The organism is Aquimarina macrocephali JAMB N27, from assembly GCF_000520995.1.
Lineage (GTDB): Bacteria > Bacteroidota > Bacteroidia > Flavobacteriales > Flavobacteriaceae > Aquimarina > Aquimarina macrocephali.
Genome location: NZ_JACA01000005.1, coordinates 49938 through 72698 on the forward strand (window position 1 = coordinate 49938; position 22761 = coordinate 72698).

10 protein-coding genes are annotated in these 22761 nt (G+C 33.8%); 8 read left to right on the forward strand and 2 right to left on the reverse strand.

All coding sequences use genetic code 11. The annotated features are described in order from the left end of the window. On the reverse strand, window positions 1–1242 hold the full coding sequence (locus Z054_RS0105385) for a M20/M25/M40 family metallo-hydrolase (protein WP_394331055.1): 1242 nt from the start codon (window positions 1240–1242) through the stop codon (window positions 1–3). A gap of 217 nt (window positions 1243–1459) precedes the next feature. On the opposite strand from Z054_RS0105385, the gene Z054_RS0105390 reads away from it, so the two are divergent. Then, entirely contained in the window at window positions 1460–1939 is a 480-nt protein-coding gene (locus tag Z054_RS0105390; RefSeq protein ID WP_024769059.1) for a DUF6495 family protein, read from the forward strand. 71 nt (window positions 1940–2010) lie between these two features. Here Z054_RS0105390 and Z054_RS0105395 read toward each other — a convergent pair whose 3' ends face one another. Then, a complete protein-coding gene (locus Z054_RS0105395; protein ID WP_024769060.1) occupies window positions 2011–3246 on the reverse strand; it encodes an ABC transporter permease in 1236 nt (411 codons plus the stop codon). 319 nt (window positions 3247–3565) lie between these two features. On the opposite strand from Z054_RS0105395, the gene hisS reads away from it, so the two are divergent. The 7 genes from hisS (at window position 3566) to Z054_RS0105430 (ending at window position 22733) form a co-directional block, all read left to right on the forward strand. Further along, window positions 3566–4936, forward strand: coding sequence for a histidine--tRNA ligase (gene hisS / locus Z054_RS0105400; RefSeq protein WP_024769061.1), 1371 nt, complete (start codon window positions 3566–3568; stop codon window positions 4934–4936). Between the two features lie 90 nt (window positions 4937–5026). After that, a complete protein-coding gene (locus tag Z054_RS0105405) occupies window positions 5027–5518 on the forward strand; it encodes a hypothetical protein (protein WP_024769062.1) in 492 nt (163 codons plus the stop codon). A gap of 394 nt (window positions 5519–5912) precedes the next feature. After that, window positions 5913–10652: a hypothetical protein gene (locus tag Z054_RS0105410; RefSeq protein ID WP_024769063.1), complete on the forward strand. Its 4740-nt coding sequence runs from the start codon at window positions 5913–5915 to the stop codon at window positions 10650–10652. Next, a complete protein-coding gene (locus Z054_RS0105415) occupies window positions 10652–12733 on the forward strand; it encodes a fibronectin type III domain-containing protein (protein ID WP_024769064.1) in 2082 nt (693 codons plus the stop codon). The genes Z054_RS0105410 and Z054_RS0105415 overlap by 1 nt, the downstream gene beginning before the upstream one ends. A 3-nt stretch (window positions 12734–12736) precedes the next feature. After that, window positions 12737–16147, forward strand: coding sequence for a T9SS type A sorting domain-containing protein (locus Z054_RS0105420; RefSeq protein ID WP_024769065.1), 3411 nt, complete (start codon window positions 12737–12739; stop codon window positions 16145–16147). Between the two features lie 42 nt (window positions 16148–16189). Next, window positions 16190–17533, forward strand: a complete 1344-nt coding sequence (locus Z054_RS0105425) for a PKD domain-containing protein (RefSeq protein ID WP_035090723.1) — start codon at window positions 16190–16192, stop codon at window positions 17531–17533. Between the two features lie 43 nt (window positions 17534–17576). Continuing rightward, window positions 17577–22733 (forward strand): hypothetical protein, encoded by a 5157-nt coding sequence (locus tag Z054_RS0105430; RefSeq protein WP_152538477.1) that lies wholly within the window; start codon window positions 17577–17579, stop codon window positions 22731–22733. The last annotated feature ends 28 nt before the right edge of the window (window positions 22734–22761 follow it).

Genomic DNA, 22761 nt, shown 5'->3' on the forward strand with positions numbered 1-22761 from the left:
CTATTGATTGATTAATCGATAGATAAGTATTGCTGTACGTTTGGTTAGAGCTTCAAAGGTAGTTAGATCTAATGTTTCTTTTGGAGTATGTGCTCCACTTCCCATTGTTCCTAATCCATCCAGGCAGTCTACATAATCAGCTACAAAAGAAGTGTCTGCTGCTCCTCGTTTACCCGGGTCATATGCCTCAACTACCCCTTGATCAAGAGCTTTACTTACCTTATTTAATAATGTTAGTAGTTTTAGGTTGCCTTCTGTGGGTTGCATAGCAGGATAACTATCATTAAAAGAGATAGTAGCACTGGTCTGTGGTAAATTTTCTTCGGTAATTTTTTTCATTTTTGAGCGTGCTCTTTCTTTTTGTTCCTCAGAAATAAAACGTAATCCTCCTTTTACCATAACCGTTTGTGGTACTACATTGCTTTTTCCGAAAGCTTCTCCTTCGCTTATTGAGCTATCAAATTTAACTTCTGTTCCTCCCAGAATTACTCCAGGATTAAAAGTTAAAAACTCTTCTCCTTTAACATCTGTATAGAAGGCGTTTAAAATTCTGGAAGCTTCAAAAATGGCACCTGCACCTACTCGTTCATTAAAAACGCCAGATGAATGTGCTCTTTTTCCTTTAACCTCTAATTTCCATCCAGAAGACCCTCTTCGGGCAACTGTGGCATAATTAAATCCTGTAGATGTCTCAAACCCTAATGCTATTTCACTTTTTTTAGCAGCATCGATCAAATCTTTTCTACTAATATCTAATGGTTGACCTGTGCTTTCTTCATCTCCCGTAAAGGCAACTATGATCTGTGCATCATTAAGTAATTTATTTTCATGTAATGCTTTTAAGGCATATAACACAACAACATCTCCGCCTTTCATATCATTAGTCCCGGGACCATATGCAATATCTCCATCTTTCTTAAATTTTTGAAAAGGACTATCTTTTTCAAATACGGTATCCAAATGCCCAATGAGTAATATTTTTTTTCCTTTACTTCCAGAAATTTCTGCAAACAAATGTCCGGCTCGATTTACTTCTGCAGGCATATCAATCCAACGTGTGTTAAAATCAATTGCATCAAATTGTTCTTTAAATACCATTCCTACCTCTTTTACACCAGCATGATGCATTGTTCCACTATTAATATTTACTACTTTCTCTAGAAATTGAATAGCTGATTTATGATTGGCTTCTATCGATTTAATGATTTTTTTTTCTGTTTTAGAAAGTTCTTGAGCATTCATAGTAAGTGTTATGAAGAGAAATAAAAAGATATGTGAAGTACGTGTAGTGAAAAAAGTATTCATTTTGTGTGATGTTATTTGTTGAATGATAAATATAAGGACTTTAGAGGTTATAGATTTTATATTTTGGGGTAAAGGGAAAATAGAGGTTAGAAGACAGTGTTTATTGTTTTAAAATCATCTTTTTATAATTACTTTTGCAGTCAATTTTTTTACAATGAAATATCAAAGATTAAGCAAGGAACAATTAGAAGAATTACATGCAGAGTTCATCAACTTTTTGGCAACACAATCCATTACAGCGGAAGAGTGGAGTGATATTAAAGAAAATAAACCTCAGGTCGCCGAAGAAGAAATTGATATTTTTAGTGATTTGGTATGGGAAAAAGTACTTGCCAATGCGCAATATCTAGAACATTTTTCGAAAGATCAGATACATTTGTTCGAATTACAGGATAACGAGATGTGTCTTATTGCGGTAAAGGTGAATAATGAAGCTATTGATATCACTACACAAGAAGGGTATCAATGGTTGCAAGGTAATTTACTAAATGACGAAGTGGTATTTTATAATGCGTCTAAGGAATATAGTGATGATAAAAACATGGATAAATTTACATTAATCCAAAAAGGAGCAAATATCACTAAAGGAGAGTTATATCACTATTTTGCTAATATGATCGAAAACAGAGAATAATAGCAAAATAGTGATCACAGTATCATAAGAAATGTCTTATTATATTGTGAAAGGTAATATGGAGTTAATTACTATTCGTATCTCAAAGATTCTATAGGATCTTGTTTTGCTGCTTTTACGGCAGGATACAATCCAGAAACAACTGCAATTACAAAAGAAATAGTAGTAGCAGCAAATATAGCAAGCCAAGGAGTGCTGAAGGAGAAACTCATCATTACCGAAATTCCTCCACCAATCAGGATTCCTAGAATAATACCCACAAAGCCACCAATTTGACCGATAATAACGGTTTCCATAAAAAACTGACCTGCGATAGTATGTTTTTTGGCTCCCAAGGCTTTTCTCACTCCAATTTCTCGGGTTCGTTCGGTAACAGAAACCAACATGATATTCATTAAAGCAATTGAAGAACCAAATATGGTAATAATACTAATAATCCAGGCAGCATAGTACAGATAAACAGTAATACTGGCTATTCGATTTAATAAGTCATCACTACGCTCAAGTCCAAAATTATTTTCTTCGATCGGATTTAGTCCTCTTATGTTTCTAAAAGTCAGAATAGCCTCATCCTGAGCACCTTCTAGAAATTGTTTGTCATCTACCTTTACACTGATACCATAATTAATATTAGGAAGTGTAAAAATGGATCTCGCTATCTGTAAAGGAATCAGGACTCGTAAATCCTGATTATTTCTAAATGTAGCTCCTTTGCTCTCCAGAAGCCCGATTACCTTAAATTTTACTCCTCTAATACTTATGGTTTTACCCATAGGATTAGTATCCTTAAATAAATTCTTTTTAAAATCGGATCCAATAAGACATACGTGGTTATTGTTTTCTACATCAAAAAAAGTGAAATTTCTACCATTATCTATTTCGGTTCCGGTATTTTCAAGGTAATTTTCATTAATTCCTACTACAGATACTTCCGGGTCTGTTTTTTCACTATCATATTTTACTTCGGCATTACGAGTACCAGTAAAATGAATAGATGTTTTTGAGAAAGGGTAACTATACTTATCTTTAAATTCTTTTACATTACGATAGCTAATAATAGGATTGATTTTATCTCGATCTCTACTGTTTCTCGTACTAAATTCGTAGCGTTGGATATTAAAAGTATTAGCACCCATTGAAGCAAAATCTCCAGAAATTGTATTTTCTAAAGCACCAACCAAAGTAAGTATTCCAACCAATGATGTAATACCAATTGCAATAATTAATATAGTAAGAACAGTTCGTAGAACTTGCCCTTTTATAGAGTCCATTGCAATTCGGATATTTTCTCTAAAAAGTGAAAACATAATAGTTTTTAATAGTGAGTTCTTTATATAGGACTACAAAACGTGTTTAAAGTTACTCAAAAAACCAGATTTTTTATAAGTATTGATCAAGGTCTTTATACTTTTTTTAGATATTTGCAGCTTGAAATAACAGGTAGTTAGTAAAGGTTAGTTAATGATTTGTAGTTATGATATTGATTATCAGTAAACTAATTGCTGCTTATGTACGAATTAAAATGATTTATGAGTACTAATAGAATATTATATTTGCAGGCTTACAAAGATAAATAGGTACTGTACTATATCTATAGTCTATCCAATACTCACTAAAAACTAGATAATGGCACAAAAACCATCAATACCAAAAGGAACACGTGACTTTTCACCTATAGAAGTGGCTAAGAGAAGTTATATTATGAATGTTATTAAATCACAGTTTCAATTATTCGGTTTTCATCCTATCGAAACCCCTAGTTTTGAGAATAGTGAAACCTTGATGGGTAAATATGGAGAAGAGGGAGATCGATTGATTTTTAAGATATTAAATAGTGGAGATTATCTAAATAAGGTGGATGAAGCTTTATATTCATCTAAGAATAGTACTAAAATGACTACAAAGATTAGCGAAAAAGCACTTCGTTATGATCTTACGGTACCATTTGCACGTTATGTTGTGCAACACCAGAATGAAATTGATTTTCCGTTTAAGAGATACCAAATGCAACCCGTATGGAGGGCAGATAGACCACAAAAGGGACGTTTTAGAGAGTTTTATCAATGTGATGCAGATGTGGTAGGAAGCGCTTCTTTATGGCAAGAGGTTGATTTTATCAAGCTATATGATTCTGTTTTTACCAAACTAAAACTTCAGGGGGTAACCATTAAAATTAATAATCGCAAAATTCTTTCTGGGATTGCAGAAGTAATAGGAGCAAGCGATAAATTAATTGATTTTACGGTTGCACTGGATAAATTAGATAAAATTGGAGAAGATGGAGTGAAGAAGGAGATGTTGAATAAAGGTATTTCCGAAACAGCTATAGAAAGTGTAAAACCACTTTTTAATTTTACAGGAACGACATCAGAAAAGTTAGATAAATTACGAAATATGTTAGCTTCTTCTGAAGAAGGGATGCAAGGAGTAGAAGAATTACAATTTATAGTTAATGCTATTAAAGAGATTTCATTAGAAACAGCAATTTTGGATCTTGATGTTACATTAGCGAGAGGATTAAACTATTATACAGGAGCTATTTTTGAAGTATCAGCACCAGATACTGTAAAAATGGGATCTATAGGTGGTGGCGGTCGATATGATGATCTAACAGGGATTTTTGGATTAAAAGATATTAGTGGTGTAGGAATTTCTTTTGGTTTGGATAGAATTTATCTTGTTCTTGATGAATTAGGATTGTTCCCAGAAACGGTTGCACCTTCGACAAAAGTACTATTCATAAATTTTGGAGAAGAAGAAGCGTTTTATTGCCTGAAAGCAGTTAATGCACTTAGAAATGATGAGATAATAGCAGAGCTATATCCCGATAATGCCAAAATGAAGAAACAAATGGGGTATGCAAATAAAAGAACAATACCATTTGTTGTACTTGCAGGGACTTCAGAAATGAATAATAATACATTTACGGTCAAGGATATGGAATCCGGAACTCAAAAAGAAATGGATTTAAAGGGCTTAAAAGAGCTTTTACGATAATTTTTTTGTTACTTTTAAGAAATAAAATACTAAATTAACGTTACTTCTTATAACATTAATTTAACTATATATTGTCTTAAAACTAAAATTATGAAAACCCCTATTTTGACCATTTTTCTTTGTCTAGCATTATTATCTGTAGTTTCTTGCAAAAAAGAAGCTAAAACTGATAATTTGGAGCCGGTAGAAGTTGCTAGAGGAGATACATCTGATTTTATTGAAGAAGTTGATGAGGAGTCCGAAGCAAAAAAGAAGAAAAAGTCGACCAAAAAGAAAAAACCTGCCAAGAAGGAAAGTACTACTGATGATAAAACATACCATATACCAGGAACCTTTGATACTACAGATAATACATATTCCAAAAAGTATATAAAGGATTATGAACGATATGTGGCAAATTATGAGAAAGCTGTAGAAGCAAACGATATGGATTCTTTTCTTAAATTAAGTGACGCAAGTAGCGATCTTAGTAAGCAATATAACCGCCTTATGAATATACTTCCTGGGGAAGAAATAGAAAAATTAAGTGAATATATGCAAGTTAAATCCGAGCAACTTGCAGAGCTATCTTCTAAAATGTAGTCTTTTTAATTCAATATTTTAAAAAGGGAATAAATAATCACTAATTTCTCTTTCGGTAGGTAATATAACCTATTTGAAACACCAAAACAGGCAAGGTGTATTGATTCTTAAATACTTCTTTACACCTGCTTTTGTAATCGATTTTCATATTCAATTTTAACAACATAGCTTATGTTGGGTGCATTTGATTATAATTCCTAAAAATCACTAATTATACTGAATAACATGCTTTTTTCACTGAATTCAGGGGGATATATTTGCTATTCATATGTATATATTTGCACAGAATGTTAACTCTTTAAAACTTTTAGATACCTATATAAATAATAATACTATAGCAGTTTTAGAGATTTTAAGTATATAATTATTGTACCATCACTTTTAATTATTTTTTATGAAAATAAAAGTACTTCTAATCTTATCTTGGATAGTCCCTGCACTATTATACCCTTTTAGTAATGGTAAAGATTCGCTTACTGTTAAAACAGATAAAGGAGAAAAAGTAGTAAGAGAGAATACAACGATTTCTAAGTTTGTTAAATTTCCCGAACTCGATAAAGAATTTCCTCTAAAAAATGTTTTAGATGTCTCCTATGCTCCAGAATTTACATTTAGTAATATTCAGAAAGAATACAATGCACCGGGAGAATTAGTTAATAAAGGAAAAGAAGAAGCTAAAGTTGGTTTTGAAGAAATAGATAAGGAAGGAAAATGGGTTACATCATTTAGTAATGAAGATATACAAACGTTACCTGTTGGGGTAAAATACATAGCAAACGAAGTCGAATATCAACTTGGTTTTACAAAAGCGAGGTTTAATAAAGAATATACAGAACTCACTGTTTTTGTAAGAGTTATTCTCCCACAAACAGATGAAAAAGGAGATCCTCTAGAGATTTTTTTTGGAGCTAATAATGTAAAACTTTCACACCAAGGTGGATTAATGGGCGATGCTAATTTAGTATTACTTGGAGATGTGTTTATACCTTTTAATGGAGGAAATTGGTTACTGTCATTAAAAGGAGGGTTTGATTTTAAAACCGGAGATACCCAAAACAAAACGTCTGTAACGATTAATTGCGATGGGGTAAAAGAAATGAGATTGGATGGAGAAGTTCAATTTTCTCGTAATATGTTACTTCCGGTTGATGAGAAAGGAAAACTTTTAGAAGAAACGAGATCATATACTGGTGCGGATAATAAAATTAGGCAGATACCTAATAGAGTACGCGGAAATTTTAAAGCAGTAGCATCAAATTGGAATGATCTGATCGTAGAGATCGGAATTACACCATTTGTTCTGACCAATCAGAAAGACAAATTTATGTTTTCGCTAAACAAAGCAGTATTTGATTTTAGTGACCTAAGAACAGAAAATGTTACTTTTCCAAAGCACTATTACGAAAAGGGACTTTTATTACCCAGTGAAGAATCATGGCGAGGAGTATTTGTTGAGTCCCTAGAAGTAGTGCTTCCAAAAGAATTTAAAACAAAAGAAAGTATTTCTAAAAATGATAGAGTACGTTTTGAAGCTGCTAATTTACTCATTGATAGTTATGGAGTTTCAGGGCAATTTGCTGCCGAAAATATAATCCCTTTAGAATCAGGAAGAACATCAGAATCTAAGGCATGGGCTTTCTCTGTTGATAAGATTGGTATCGAATTGGCTTCAAATAGATTAATAGGAGCAGATTTTAGTGGCCGTATCTTACTTCCGATTTCTGATAATGAAAAAAAACAGAATGATGATAAGAAAATGGGATTGGGATATAAAGGAATCATATCAGAAGAAGAATATGGCCTTGTTGTTTCTACTTTAGACACACTACAATTTGATGTGTTTCAAGCCAAAGCAGAATTACTACCTAATTCTGCCGTAGAACTAATGGTAAAAGATGGTTCTTTTCAACCCAAAGCTATCCTTAATGGAAGAATGGCTATTTCTGCAAGTCAAAAAGAATCATTGGCTAATGAAGGCGATAAAATTGATAAAGATAAAACGGTTCAATTTAAAGGAATCGAATTTCAAAATTTGGTACTTCAAACGACTTCACCGATTATGAAAGTTGATTATTTCGGATATAAAGATGAAGTAAAACTAAGCAGCTTCCCTGTATCTATAGCCGATATTGCTTTTACTTCAAATGAGCATGAAGCGGGAATTGAATTTGACCTAAAGGTAAACCTGATGGGAAAGGGGTTTGCTGCAGATGCTCGTTTAGGAATTTTCGGAAAATTTGAAGAAAAAGAGTATAAGCAACGATGGAAATATGACAGATTAGATATTTCTGAAATTCATCTTATAGCAGACATGGGAGCCATACAATTAGAAGGTTCTTTACTGTTAATGGACAATGACCCTGTGTATGGAGATGGTTTTTCTGCAGAAATCACGGGTACGTTTGGTAGTTTTGGACCACTGAGTTGTAAAGCGATTTTTGGAAAAAATGAATTTAGATATTGGTATGTTGATGCTGCGATAAAAGGTTTAAAAATACAAGCTGGACCGTTTCAAATAAATGGATTTGCCGGTGGTGCATTCTATAGAATGAGTAGAAGACCTAATGCAGGACCTGATTTCTCACCTTCTGGGCTTTCTTATATTCCTGATGAATCTACACGATTGGGGGTAAAAGCAGCTGTTTTTGCAGCAATCGGAGATGAAAGCGCAATTGCAGTAAGTGCCGGTTTTGAAATAGAGTTTAATAAAAGTGGAGGTGTAAATCGACTTGGATTTTATGGAGAAGCACAGGCCATGAAAGCATTTAGTTTTGAAAACCCTGTAGCAAAACTGTCTGAAAAGCTTAGTGGAATGGTAGATAATGAAATGGTAAATGGCATTATGGACACCAAAGCAGGCAAAACATTCATGGATAAAGCAACAGAAGAATATCCTGAAGAAATTGTAGGAGAAGTAGCAATTAGTGCAAAATTAGCTATGGAACTTGATTTTGTTAATAAGTCATTTCATGCTACACTGGATCTATATGTTAATGTAGGTAGTGTTATCGTAGGAAGAGCATCCAGAGGTCGTGCGGGATGGGGTGTTGTACATATATCTCCAGATGAATGGTATGTTCATATGGGGACACCAACAGATAGATTAGGTCTAAAAATGGGAATTGGCCCTCTTTCTATGGAAACAGGAGGGTATTTTATGACTGGGGATCGAATACCCGGTAGCCCACCACCACCACCCGAGGTAGCTCAAATACTTGGAGTAGAAGCAGAAGTTCTGGACTATATGCGAGACGAAAATGCATTGGGAGATGGTAGAGGTTTTGCCTTTGGAAGTGATTTTAAACTTGATACTGGAGATCTACGATTCCTTATTTTTTATGCACGTTTTCAGGCTGGTTTAGGATTCGATATCATGCTTAAGGATTATGGAGATGCTCGCTGTGTAAATACAGGTGATGAAGTTGGGATTAATGGATGGTATGCTAACGGACAAGCATATGCATATCTGCAGGGAGAGCTAGGGATTCGAATCAAATTATTTTTTATAAAGAAAAAGATTCCGATTATAAAAGGAGGAACAGCAATACTAATGCAAGCCAAAGGACCAAATCCGTTTTGGATGCGAGGGTATGCAGGAGGATATTTTGATTTATTGGGAGGTCTGGTAAAAGGAAGTTATCGATTTAAGATCACATTAGGTAAAGAATGTGAGTTTGAAGATGCCGCACCATTAGGAGGTATAAAAATGATTACTGATCTTACACCCAAAGATGGAGATAATGATGTAGATGTCTTTGCAGCTCCGCAAGCAACATTTGCAATGAAAGTAAATCAACCTATTGTAATTCCAGAAGATGATGGCGATAAAACATATAAAGTTATTCTAGAAAGGTTTACCGTTGTTGACGAAACCGAAAAAGAGATTATAGGAGAATTAGAGTGGGGGTATATGAATGATAGAGCAACATTTATCTCTGATGATATTTTACCTCCGGCAACTAAATTAAAAGCTACTGTAGAAGTAAGCTTTCAGGAAAAAATAGATGGTGTCTTCAAAACTATTTTGGAAGATGGACAAAAAGTGATTGAGATTGAAGAGAGAAATTTTATCACAGGAACAGCTCCCGATCATATCCCTTTACATAATATACAATATTCCTATCCAGTAGTAGATCAACAATTATTTTATTCTGGAGAACATAATACCGGGTATATACAATTACAACGAGGGCAGGATTATCTTTTTGATAATGCGCAATGGCAAAGTATAGTAAAATATGTAGATGATAATGGAAGAATAGAGGAATCTGCTTTTAACTATAATAATTCGGGGAATAAAGTAAGTTATACTATACCTAAAACAGATAAAGAGACTAAGTATTTAATGACTATAGTAAGTACTACCAAATCTTCAAAAGATTCGAATCAGGATAATACCAGTACAGAGACTAAAGATCTGGGAGAAAATAATACACTCGAAATTCGGAAAAACAATGCTCAAGATGTAATAAAAGAAGGAGAAATAGAAAGGCTGAGTTATGAATTTAAATCAAGTGAGTATAAAACTTTTGCAGCAAAAGTTAAAGATATAAGTATTACGGATAATGATTGGGGCAAAATTACTTCTGATGTAGTATACCTAACGTCTAAGATAAAAAATCATGAAGGTTTTGATATTGTAGAACTTAGAGGAAATAAATATTCAGAAAAGAAATCTTTGGTAGTAGTAGAATCTACATTAAAAGATGATTATTTGATAGAAGATATAGACCCTATATTATATCGATATTATGGAATAAGTAAAAAGTATACGATTAGCAGAGATCCTTCGATCTTAGGATTTATACCCAAAAGAGCTCTACCCATTAGTTCAAATTATCTTACTAGTCTGGAACACGGAGTGGATCTAAACTGGAGAGCGATTAATTTTCCGTATCGATACAATTTACCAGAAGTGTATAAGGTTGATTATTTAGATGTAAGAAATAAGGTAATGAATGATTATGTAGACGGCATTATTCCTGCTAATGATCCTGCTTTACGAATATTGGATAGTGAATATCTATTTATTAGATATGGAAACTATAATGTGAAACTTACCTATAAGCTTCCTGGCGGAATAACGGGAAGTAGTGCATATTACAAATTTAAAAACCCAATGAAAATACGTTAATGAAAAGGCTTTTATACATAATAGTATTTTTTGGAATAACTAGTTTGGGCTATGGCCAGAGTAATGAAGATACTTCTCAAAATGAAGTTCAGATCATTGCCAGGTTTCAAAATGGTAAAGTCCTATTACGATGGGCACCAACTGCTGCTGGAGTATGGTTAAAAGGTAATAAATATGGATATCTTTTAGAGAGATTTACAGTTAAAAAACAAGGAAAACTCTTAACACCACCATATGAAAGAGTTGTTTTGCAAGATTCTATTCGCCCCAGACCTGTAGAAGAATGGGAAGATATAGTTCATAAAAATGATTACGCAGCTATTATTGCTCAAGCTATATACGGTGAAGGTTTTCAAGTAGAAGACATGCAAGAAGGAGGAGTGGCTCAGATCATTAATAAATCTGCAGAGATAGAGCAGCGATATTCATTTTCATTATACGCGGCAGATATGAATTTTGAAGGTGCTAAAATGGCTGCTTTAGGATACGTTGATGAGTCAATAACCTCGGGAGAAGAATATTTGTACCGTATAAAAAGCAGAATTCCTGAAACAAAAAGTATAAAAGAGATATCAAGTTCGGTTATTGTTAATACGGTGCACTCAGAACCTTTACCATCTCCTATCGATCTTATTGCTGTTCCTGATGATAAAAGTATTTTATTAACCTGGGAATATGAGATGTTTAAAAGTGTTTTTACTTCTTATTTTGTAGAACGCTCAGAAAATGGTTCAGACTTTAATAGACTAGGAGATATACCTTTAGTCAACCTTAATGATAAACCTGGCCATCCTGCAAAACGAATGTTTTATGTAGATACCATATCACAAAATAATAAAACATATCACTATCGGGTAATTGGGATTTCACCATTTGGAGAAGAAAGTCCAGCTTCTAAAATTGCTTCTGCTAAGGGAGTTAAAAAATTAACAGCAACACCGCATATTTCTAAACATGCGTTTGATACAGAAGGAAATGTAATTATTACATGGGATTTTTTAAAAGAAGCAGAACAAGAGATTACTAGCTTCGAATTAAATTGGGCAGCCCAGGAGGCTGGTCCATATAAACCTGTAGTATCTAATATTAGCCCAAATGCCCGTAAAACAACATTTAAAAAACCAGAACCTTCTAATTATTTTAAGATTACAGCTCATGGGCAAAATAATCAAAAAAGTACCTCATTAAGTGCATTCGTTCAAACTATAGATAGTATTCCTCCGTCAGCACCTATTGGATTAGTAGGTACCGTAGATAGTTTGGGAGTAGTACAATTAAAGTGGCAGGCAAATACAGAAAAAGATATGTTAGGGTATCGCGTATTTAGAGGAAATCTGAAAAATGAAGAAGTAACACAAATAACCATTTCTCCTATAGAAAGTACTTCGTTTCAGGATACAGTTCAAGTAAAATCTTTAAATAAAAAAGTATATTACCAGATTGTTGCTGTAGATCAGCGCTTTAATATGTCTGAGTATTCTGAAAAACTTACCTTAAAAAAACCAGATGTTGTGCCACCTTCTTCTCCAGTATTCGAAGAATATAAAGTAATTGATAAAGGGGTATTTCTAAAATGGATTAATAGCTCAAGCGATGATGTTAGTCATCATCAATTGTATCGCCAAAACACAAATGAAGCCGATAAAGGATGGCAGTTATTATTCGAAACAGATACCATTAGTTCATATACCGATACAGAGCTAGAATCAAATCAAAGGTATCGATATGCTATTTTCGCCCAGGATGATAGTGGATTAGTATCGGCACCTTCTGTACCGATTACCGTTGTGATTAAGAATGTTGATTTAGATGAGGTAATTAAAGGATTTTCGGGAACGGTAGATAGGGTAAGCAAGAAAATTAACTTATCGTGGCGTGTAACAACCAAAGAAGTGCATGAGGTATTGATATATAAATCAAAAGAGAATGAGACACCTGTATTGTGGAAACAACTTTTGTCATCAAAAACAAATTTGATAGACACTAATATTTCTCCTAACAATACCTATGTATACCATATAAAACCTTTCCTAAAAGCAGGAGGCTATGCTACTATGGAAACGATTAAAATAAAATATTAAGAGATGAAAAAGATAGTTTATATACTTTTTACGACTTTTTTCTTATTATTAGGAACCTCTGGTATTGCTCAAAGTTATGAGCTTACAATAGGAGGATATGTTGGAGATGGTAGCCCTGGAACAAGTTGTGGTTCTGGCTCCAAAGGGTTGCAATATATAGAAGCAACATATGCAAATGGAACGAAAACAAGAATTTTTGACCCGGGAGTGTATGAGAATAAACCTTTAGTAATGACCCCGGTTACTTTTAATGAAAACAATAAAATTGTACACTTACGTTTTCATACAAATAAACGAAGAAGAAACTCAATAGGTAATTGTAAATCTAAACGAAGAGATGGTAATATTAATATTACTGGATGTTATTATAGAGATTACAATTTTAGTGAGTTTTCACCAACTCCATCTGCTGTACCTGGAAATGCTATTATAAATGTACGACCCATTATTACATTAAATACTTCTGCAGTTTCTGATATTATAGGATATGAAGATTCGTTTGAAGTAACTGCAACTGCCGGATTTAATACTGGAGTTTATAAATGGCAATATCAATTATCGTCTGGTGCTGTTAATCCTAATGGCACATGGCAAAATATTCCTTTGCCAGCAATACCAAATGTATTTAGAGCAATACCACAGGATTTTTTACCAAAATCCGCAATAGGGCAAAATATATATTTTAGGATTTTACCCTGTGCAGATAAACCATCAGAAAATATTGTTAGCTTTAGATTGCGAAGATCTGCGCCTCATATTGTTTCACCTCCAACAACTACAGATGTTAGTTGTTATGATAGTATTGATGGCGAAGTAAGAGTAACTTTTGACAGAGCATTAGAACCAGGAGATAATTTGGGAATAGCTGTAAGCGATATGTCAAGGCCAATAGGAACTGATCCAGATGGTAATACAATTTATGCTGCTGTAAAATCATATTCTAATATTTCACTTGATGGGACTAACAGCTACGTTTTAACAGGGCTTCCACCTAGTACTGCCGGTTTTAAATTAGATATGATAGGAGGGTATAACGGATTTGTATATTACACAGGAGATACAAGTCATACGGCTATTGTAAATATAAATAAACCTACCCCGGTTTCTTTTGAAGTTACAGAAATCGTAGATGTATGGTGTAATGATGGTGATACAGATATTAATAATAATACTGATGGAGAAATACATCTAAGTGCGGCTGGAGGTGGTACGGGACAATATGAATATGCTATAAAAGAAGCAGGAGCATCCTCTTTAACATGGCTACCTTTTGTAAATGCTAGTACCCATATTATAACAGGTTTAAAACCGGTTACTTATGAAGTGCAGGTGCGTAAAAAGGTTAGAGGTGGAAATGTATATTGTGTCGCCAGAGAACAAATAAATGTTGCAGGAGAAATTAGACTGGGAGACGATATCGTAGAGTCTGAAATCATAGAAGAACCAGGTGAACCATTACAGGTAGAATTGTTAGAATATAAAGAACCGACAGCCTATGGTTTTTTAGATGGTTTTTTTAAAGTTCGAATTTTTGGAGGAACCGCATTAAATGATGATAGTTATACTTTTGAATGGAAAGATAATTCTGGAAATATACTAACTACTACGACAACAAGTGTATTGCCAGGAAACCAGGGATATCAGATAATATTACATTCCATTGGTGAGGGAGTATATAATTTAAGTGCACGAGATGCTAACTATAATGCTGCCACATACAAAGATGGATGCTTCTTTACCAATATTGAATATAATCTGGAACAACCCGAACCACTTGAGGTAACCATAGAAATTTATAATCCTATTTCATGTAATATTGATAACGAATATAGTGATGGCTTTGATTTTAATACTCCTCTGGGAATTCCAGATCAATTTCAGGATGGAGCACTGGTGGTGCATGCAAAGGGAGGTGTGAAATTTGATAATACCATTGCTAATCCAGGAGAATGTAGAGTTAATTTTATGCCATATTGTTACCGATGGAAAAAGAATGTAGGAGGTGTTTGGCAAAATATTGCAGTAAATGATAGTATTATAGAGAATCAAAGTGTAGGCAATTATGCTTTAAATGTAGAAGATAAAAACGGTATTGTATTAGGAACCTATGAGGCATATACAGATGTAGATGGTACCAGACAATATAGATTAGTTCAGGCTATTGATAGCACAAAATATTTATCACAACCCGATAAACTAGGGATTTCTTTTACAAATACGGTTGTCACATGTGCTAATGGAGACGATGCAGAAGCAACGACTTTTGTTGTTGGAGGAACACCGCCATATACATACGAATGGAGTAATGGAGAAACTACTCCAACAATAACCAATCTTATAGCAGGAACATATTTGATTTTTGTTACAGATGCTAAGGGTTGTCAAATAGAAGGAAGCGTAAAAATCGATCAGCCTGGCGGACTTGAAATAAACCCCATATCGGTAATATCTCCAACATGTTTTGAAGGTAATGATGGGCAAATCGAGGTAGAGATTAAAGGAGGGAATCCACCATATAATTATACATGGAGTACAGGTAGTACTTCTACATTTATTAATGGATTATCCTCAGGAACATATAGAATAGAGGTAACAGATAATAAAGGATGTAAAGCATTTTATGAAGAAAAGTTAATAGATCCCGATCCTATTATAGTGAATTTAGAAGAAAAACGTTCACTCTGTAAGGATCAATCACTTATTCTTGATATTGCGATCAATGACCCTGGAGCAACCTATTCATGGTTTAGCGAAAATGGATTTACAAGTTCAGCAAGTACTGTCGAGATTACAGAGGCAGGAAGATATGTAGCTACAATTACCAGCAGTCTTGGATGTATAGGAATCGGAGATATAGAAGTTGAGGTTTTTGATACCCCAATAGATTCTGATTTCTTAATTACAACACAAGCATATACCGATGAAGAGGTAATATTAGTTAATGTGAGTGAGCCTATAGGAGAAACTGTAGAGTGGACAATTCCTGAAGGAGTAGAAGTTGTTTTAGAAAGCAAAGAAAAATTAATACTCAAGTTTGAGAAAGAAGGCCCATATGATATTAATTTAAGATCGTATCAAATAGATTGCTACCAAGACTTTACAAAAACTATTTTGGTTCAACCGGCTATAGAAGCTCCAGAACAATTTGCTTCTCAAGGGGAATTTATAGAAGAGTTTATAGTCTATCCTAACCCTAATGGAGGTTCTTTTAAAACAAAGATCAGTTTGGCAGAAGAGTCTAATATCACATTAAAAATAGTAAACCTAATGTCGGGCGCAACAATGCATGAACGTGTAGAAAAAAACAACCTTGATTTTTTACTAGATTATTCTCTTACACTACCCACAGGAGTGTATTTGATGTTATTAGAAACTCCAAAAGGATCAGAAACCCGTAAACTAGTGTTTGAGTAATTCTTTTTTATTACGAAGAGTTTGTTGAAATGCTTTTATGATATGAATAAAATAATCTACATATTATCTATACTTTGCCTTTTTGGTTGTGCCAAAGAAGAGGCAATACCCGTCATTACTGATTTCGAATTTGAAGTTTTTAATGATGATTTTTCAATACCAGTTCAGGTTGTTTTTTTTAATAGAACAAAAGGAGGAGAAGATTATGAATGGACTTTTGAAGGAGGAGTACCTTCCAGATCTGTAAATCGTAATCCGGGAGTCATTCAATATGATGCAAAAGGAGTGTATACTATTGAGCTTACAGCAACTAATCAGGATGGATCACAAGGTACAAAAACTTTAGAAATACGAATTGATGATCCGGTGGTTATTGATTTTGAAATCACAAATCTGGTAGATAATTTCTCTCCGGCTAGTTATACAATACAAAATAACTCTTCTGGAGCGGATAGTTTTTCCTGGACTTTTGAAGGAGGAACTCCGGCAAGCTCTACCGATCGCGATCCGGGAGAAGTAGTGTTTACAGAGCCTGGAGATCATGTGATTAGACTAGAAGTAGGTAACGGGCGAGAAACGTATGATTTGCAAAAAACGATTACTGTTGCTCCATTTCTAGTGTCAGATTTCGAGTATCAGATAGCTTTTGATGACGACGATTTTCAAATACCTGCTCGTGTACAATTTCAAAATAATTCAATTAGTGCTACCTCATATCAATGGACTTTTGAAGGAACTGTTTCTTCTTCTTCCGCAGAAGAAAATCCAGAGATAATATTTACTCAAGAAGGGGCCCAAACTATAAGATTAACGGCCTTTAATGGAAAAGATACAAAGACCATCACTAAACAGATCGAATTTTTCACAAATACAAATCTTAGAGAATTAAATGATATTAGGTTTGGGATTAATACAGCTCATACTGCGAATACAAGAGGCAGTTTTTATACCATAGCAAAGCGTATACTATTTACAGCTAATGAGATAACACCAGGTGTTGAACAAGATATTGATTTGGTTTTCTTTGGTTTAAGCAACACTTTTAATCGCAATCGATTTGTGAGTCCTGATCAATTATCAGGAACTACTTTTGATGAATTACAAAGCCCCAAAAACACAATTTTCATTAATTCTCAGGAATTGTGCAGTTGTTCTGCTTCATTAACACCAGTACAGTTTGATGCTATGCAGGATGATACATTGTTAAATAATCTGGTGATAACTGAAACCCCGGGAGGGTTACAAGATTTTGATAATACGACGGTACCAAGAATTGTTCTTTTTCAAACTAAGGAAGGAAAGAAAGGAGCTATTAAGATTAAGAATTTTGTAGAGGATGGACAGAATTCCTACATACTGGTGGATATTAAAGTTCAAAAAGAGTAATTGTATGAGTATAAGTATGATAAATAGGATAAAGAGTTCAGCTATGCTTAAAACACACAGATATTATAGTATACTAGTAGTGTTCTTGTTTTCTTATGCATTACAGGCACAGGTTTTCCCAGTAAGTGTTACTCCGCAAATAATACCTCCATATAGCTTAAAACTATCAGAGTATAATACAGCCTCATCAGATAAGTTAATACTTAATTTACTACTAACCGATATTACAGAATCTAATAGACAAGTGCGTTTAAAATTCTTTGTAGAAAATAATGCAGGTTTGTCTATCCAAAGTAATGATGTAGTGATCGGAGCTAATCCGATTTTCCTGGATGGTGGGATACCATTACGATTAACTAATTTAGATTTACAACCTTATTTTGCCCTTCAGAATTTAAGAGGAATTAACCCGCAGCAATATAGTGTGCCTTTACCAGAAGGCTTGTATCGTTTTTGTTTTGAAGTATATGACGCGCAATCGGGGCAACAGATTTCTCGAAAAAGCTGTGCTACAGTTTATTTAGTGCTTAATGATCCGCCATTTTTAAATCTACCTAATCGAGGAGAACAAGTATTGATGCGAGATCCACAAAATATTATTTTTCAGTGGACTCCTCGTCATCTTAATGCTACAAATGTAGAATATGAGTTTACATTGGCAGAGCTTTGGGATAATCAAATGGATCCGCAAGCCGCATTCTTGGCTAGTCGACCATTGTATCAAACCAATACTTTTGCTACTACTTTGTTGTATGGACCTGCAGAAACTTCTTTACTGCCAGATAAAACGTATGGATGGAGAGTACGCGCCATGATAAGTGATGGGATCAGTGAAACCTCTGTGTTTAAAAATGACGGGTATAGTGAAATCTATTACTTTACCTATACCGGTAAATGTGCAGAACCAGAATATATATTGGCAGAGGCAAAAAATACAACCAGCGAAAAGATTTTATGGCAAGGAGTAGATCACTTGAGATATAACGTGCAATATCGTAAAAAGGATACAGAAAATGCGATTTGGTTTGAAGGAGGTACTATTAATGACTATACAACTATTTATAACCTGGAGCCTGCAACGACTTATGAGTTTAGAGTTGGGGGACAATGCCTGGATAATGGTCCGTTTACCTATTCTCAAATCTATGAGTTTACCACCATACTGGCAGAAGACAAAGAATCAACTTATAATTGCGGTATTACCCCCGAGATTATTATTACCAATCAGGATCCTTTAGAAAGGTTGGTAACAAACGAAGTATTTACTGCAGGAGATTTTCCGGTAACGGTAAAAGAAGTCAAAGGAGATAATGGCTCTTTTTCGGGATGGGGATATATTGTGGTTCCGTATTTACAGGATACTAAGTTAAAAGTGAGTTTTGATAATATTAGTATCAATACAGACTATCAACTTTTAGAAGGGATTGTAGTTACAGACTATGATGAAAACTGGGAAGGAATTGAATCTGTTAATGATGTGACAGAGGTCTTTGAAGGAGATAATGATCTAGAAGCTGTACAGCTTGATTATGATATAACGATTAATGATATTCGAGTAAATGATGATGGTACTATAACCGTTACAGATCCGGTAACAGGAGCAATTTCTAAGTATCCTGGTGGAGATGATGTGGTTATTATTGATAGTAATGGGGATATATATCATGTTGACGAAGATGGTAATATTAGACAGGGAGAGCCATTGGCAGATGGAGGAGGTGTGGATCCACAAAATACATCTGGAGTTGATGAAAACGGAGATGTCTCTCAACTTTCTGCAAAAGGAATTAAAGTAGAGTTTATAGATGATAACAATTATGCTTATGGTTTTGATGCGATACCAGATGGACAAGAAAAATTAGCCAAGTATTATAAGCAGATAAAAGATGAAAAAGGAAAAGCATATAAGATTATCAATAAAGCAGTAGGAAATGGGGCCACAGATAAAATAAAAGCAAAAGTAACTATTACCGATAGTAACATTTCGATTAAGGATCTTGTGCTTAAAACTGGCAAAGGTGAGATTGTTAGATATGAAAGAGTATCAGGGGAAAATGAGATTATAGTAGAACTTAATGGGCATTATACCTTTGAGCATGAAAATATATATGCAACAATACAACCAAAGGGAGATACCAAACAGCAAACAATAGCAGGTGTATTTTCTCTTTGGCATTTATCTAAAAAGGATGTTAATGTAACAATCATACCGGTTAGTGGTGTATCATTACCTAGTGAATCAGAACTTTCATCAAAGATCAATGCAATCTTTGGTAAAGCATCGGTTAATATTGACTTTACAATTGCTAGTGATTTTAAGGTAGATAAATCTCTTTACGGAGGAGATACAGTACAGATGGGAGATAGTGGTTTCTTTACAAATTATACAGAGGACCAGAGATCTATTATCAATGCTTATAAATCGAAAGCAACTACGTCTATTAAATCGTACTACCTTTTTGTTTTCGGAAATAATATACAACCTAGCCGAAGTGGTGTTGCTGGTTTTATGCCAATTAAAAGACAATTTGGATTTATATTTAATAGTAACCTTTCAAAAGAGGAGGAGGGTAAAGATAATTTGGAAGGAACTATTTCTCATGAACTTGGTCATGGCGTTTTTGGATTAGAACATCCATTTACAGAGCTGAAAACATCAAAAGGAGCTACCAATTGGCTTATGGATTATGGTAATGGGATAGAATTATCACATTTGGATTGGGCACAAATTCATAATCCTGATTTTAAATTATATCCATTTCAGGATGATGAAGAGGGAGAATATACGGATACAGAGTTTGTAGATAAGATATTTCAAATCATACGATGCGCTTATATAAATTCTGATATCGATGAAGATATTTCTTTTGACACATCAGTTTTTGGAAAATTAGGAACATTTCATACAGAATGGAAAGGAGATAAAATATGGATCAAGATTGATAAAGGTAGTTTTAAAGGAAAGGCTTCATCTGTACCTGAAGAGATAGGAAAAAATAATAAAGAGAATCAAACTTGGCGTTATAGTTTACAGTATAATAATGTAGAAATATATACACCAAGATACAGTACAGGATCAGATCCTGTAGAGTTAGAAAGAATACGTAAATACCTCTTTCCTGAAGATAAATCACAGTTTAAAAAAGAAGCTGACGAGATTTTGACAGCAGTTCTTAACAAGAGCGAATTTACTGATGAAGATTTTGAAAGGTTAAAAGGTATAGCTAATTGTGGAGTACAATATTTTACAGCAGAACAGAGATATCTCATTATATCTAAAATAGTTAAAAATGAGAGTATCACAGAGTATTATGAAGATTTAATACTTGATCTTCTAGAAACACCTCCTTTAAATAATGTCACGGATTTTTATAATGAGCTTTTGGGCTATTTTTTGGAGAAAAATGCTGAAGTGTTAGAAGAATTATTTACAGATGTAGATGATGAAGGAGTAGGGGTTCTTTGGAAAGGAAGAGAGAATAACTACACTCGTTTTATCAATGTGTTAACCGATATCACATCTAAACTAAGTAATGATGTAAAGAAATGGCAAATTGTAAATTACATAATAAATAACGATTATGGTAATTTAGAAAATATTGAAAAGAAGGGGATTGTAAAGGTTTTATCCTCAATGAATGAAAACTCAGACATAGTTGGTAATGTCCCTGCCATCAGTGCATTATTTTTCGAGATGCTTATTGATGATTGTGAGACATTAAAAGAGTATAAAATAATTTTTGACATTGCCAAAACACGAAACTCTAACAGAGAGTTATTTGCAGGTTTTACACAATCAGAATCTACAGTGCTAATAGAAAATCAGAAAGTAAGGGCTAAAGTCGAAGCTGAAATGAAAAAGTTTTCGTGGGTAAACCCTGTGATTTTTATTATTAAAGAGCTCTATAAGGATGAACGTGAAATTAAAGAAAGTGAGTTAAGTAAGTTTTATGCTTGGTCAAAATTTTTGAACGAAGATAAAAATAAGCACATAACAGATTTACTGGACTCTAATCCACAAAAGTATTTTAAAACCTTATTAGAACAAGCATCTATCTATCTGGATAATGCTCAAGGGGATAATGATAGCTTTTGGAACAGCATAAAAACGATTGATTGTGATAACAGAGAAGTAATAGTTGATCATATAAACGCTAATGAGAATACTGCATCTCTTAAAAAGGTAGCATTTGATAAAAAGATGAAATTACTTGAACAAATGTTTACTTGTAATTGGTTTGGTGTTTCTGATACTGACGCGGTTTTTAAGAATACTGAAGATGCCCTTATTAAATTGGTAGTCAGTTTTAAGCCTACCAGTTCTGAAGTATTAAAAGGGATAGAAAAAGAGATAGGATTAAATGTGATTTATGATAAACTATATGGAGAAAGACTCAGTAAGTTTTTAGCTTGGATGGGATCTCAAATTATAAGTAGTAATTATCAAAAACCGTTAAGGAAAAAAGATTTTTTTAAAGATGATGATGTAACTGTAAAAGATAAAGAAGGGGTATTAGCATTAGAAGCAGATCTTTTTAATTTTAAAAACTTTTCTATAGATGAAATAGGGGAGAAAACAATAAAAATAACTCTGGAAGGAGAAGAAGAAGAGCTTAGCTACAACCGGATGGTTCCTGTTTATGTAGAAAGTAGTTTTACTTTTTTGGGTGAAAAATTTAAAAAAGGAAGTGTTTTACATATGCCATTGGTTCAGGCATTTGCAATGAGTAACAGCAATAGAAATATAGTTTTAGAAAAAGGAGCTTGGGTAGCTGTTGATGTTGTTTCACTAGCTGTCGGAGTAGGGAGTATCAAAATCCTGTTTAGTGTTGGTAATGCAGTAAGGAAAGCAGTGGTTACCAGCGATTTATTAGGTTCTACAGCTGGTCTTTTGGCTAACGCACTTAATGAGGATGCCATTTCTGAGGAAACAAGATTTCAATTAAACATGTTGTCAATAATAGCTTCTGTACCATTATTGGCTACTACATCAAAAAAAGTTGATGATATGATAACGGCCTTAGATGATAAAATTAGTAGCAATGCGGGGCTTAGTAATTCATCGAAACAAATTTTGGATGAACATATAGAAAACATTAAAAAAGGAATGAATTCTGATGTAATAAAGCAGAGTGAATTAGAAATTAGAGTTGATAATATCATAGCAAAAATCAAAAAGAATAACCCTAATTGTAAATAAAACTGGTAGTGTTTAATTTTTACAGTTT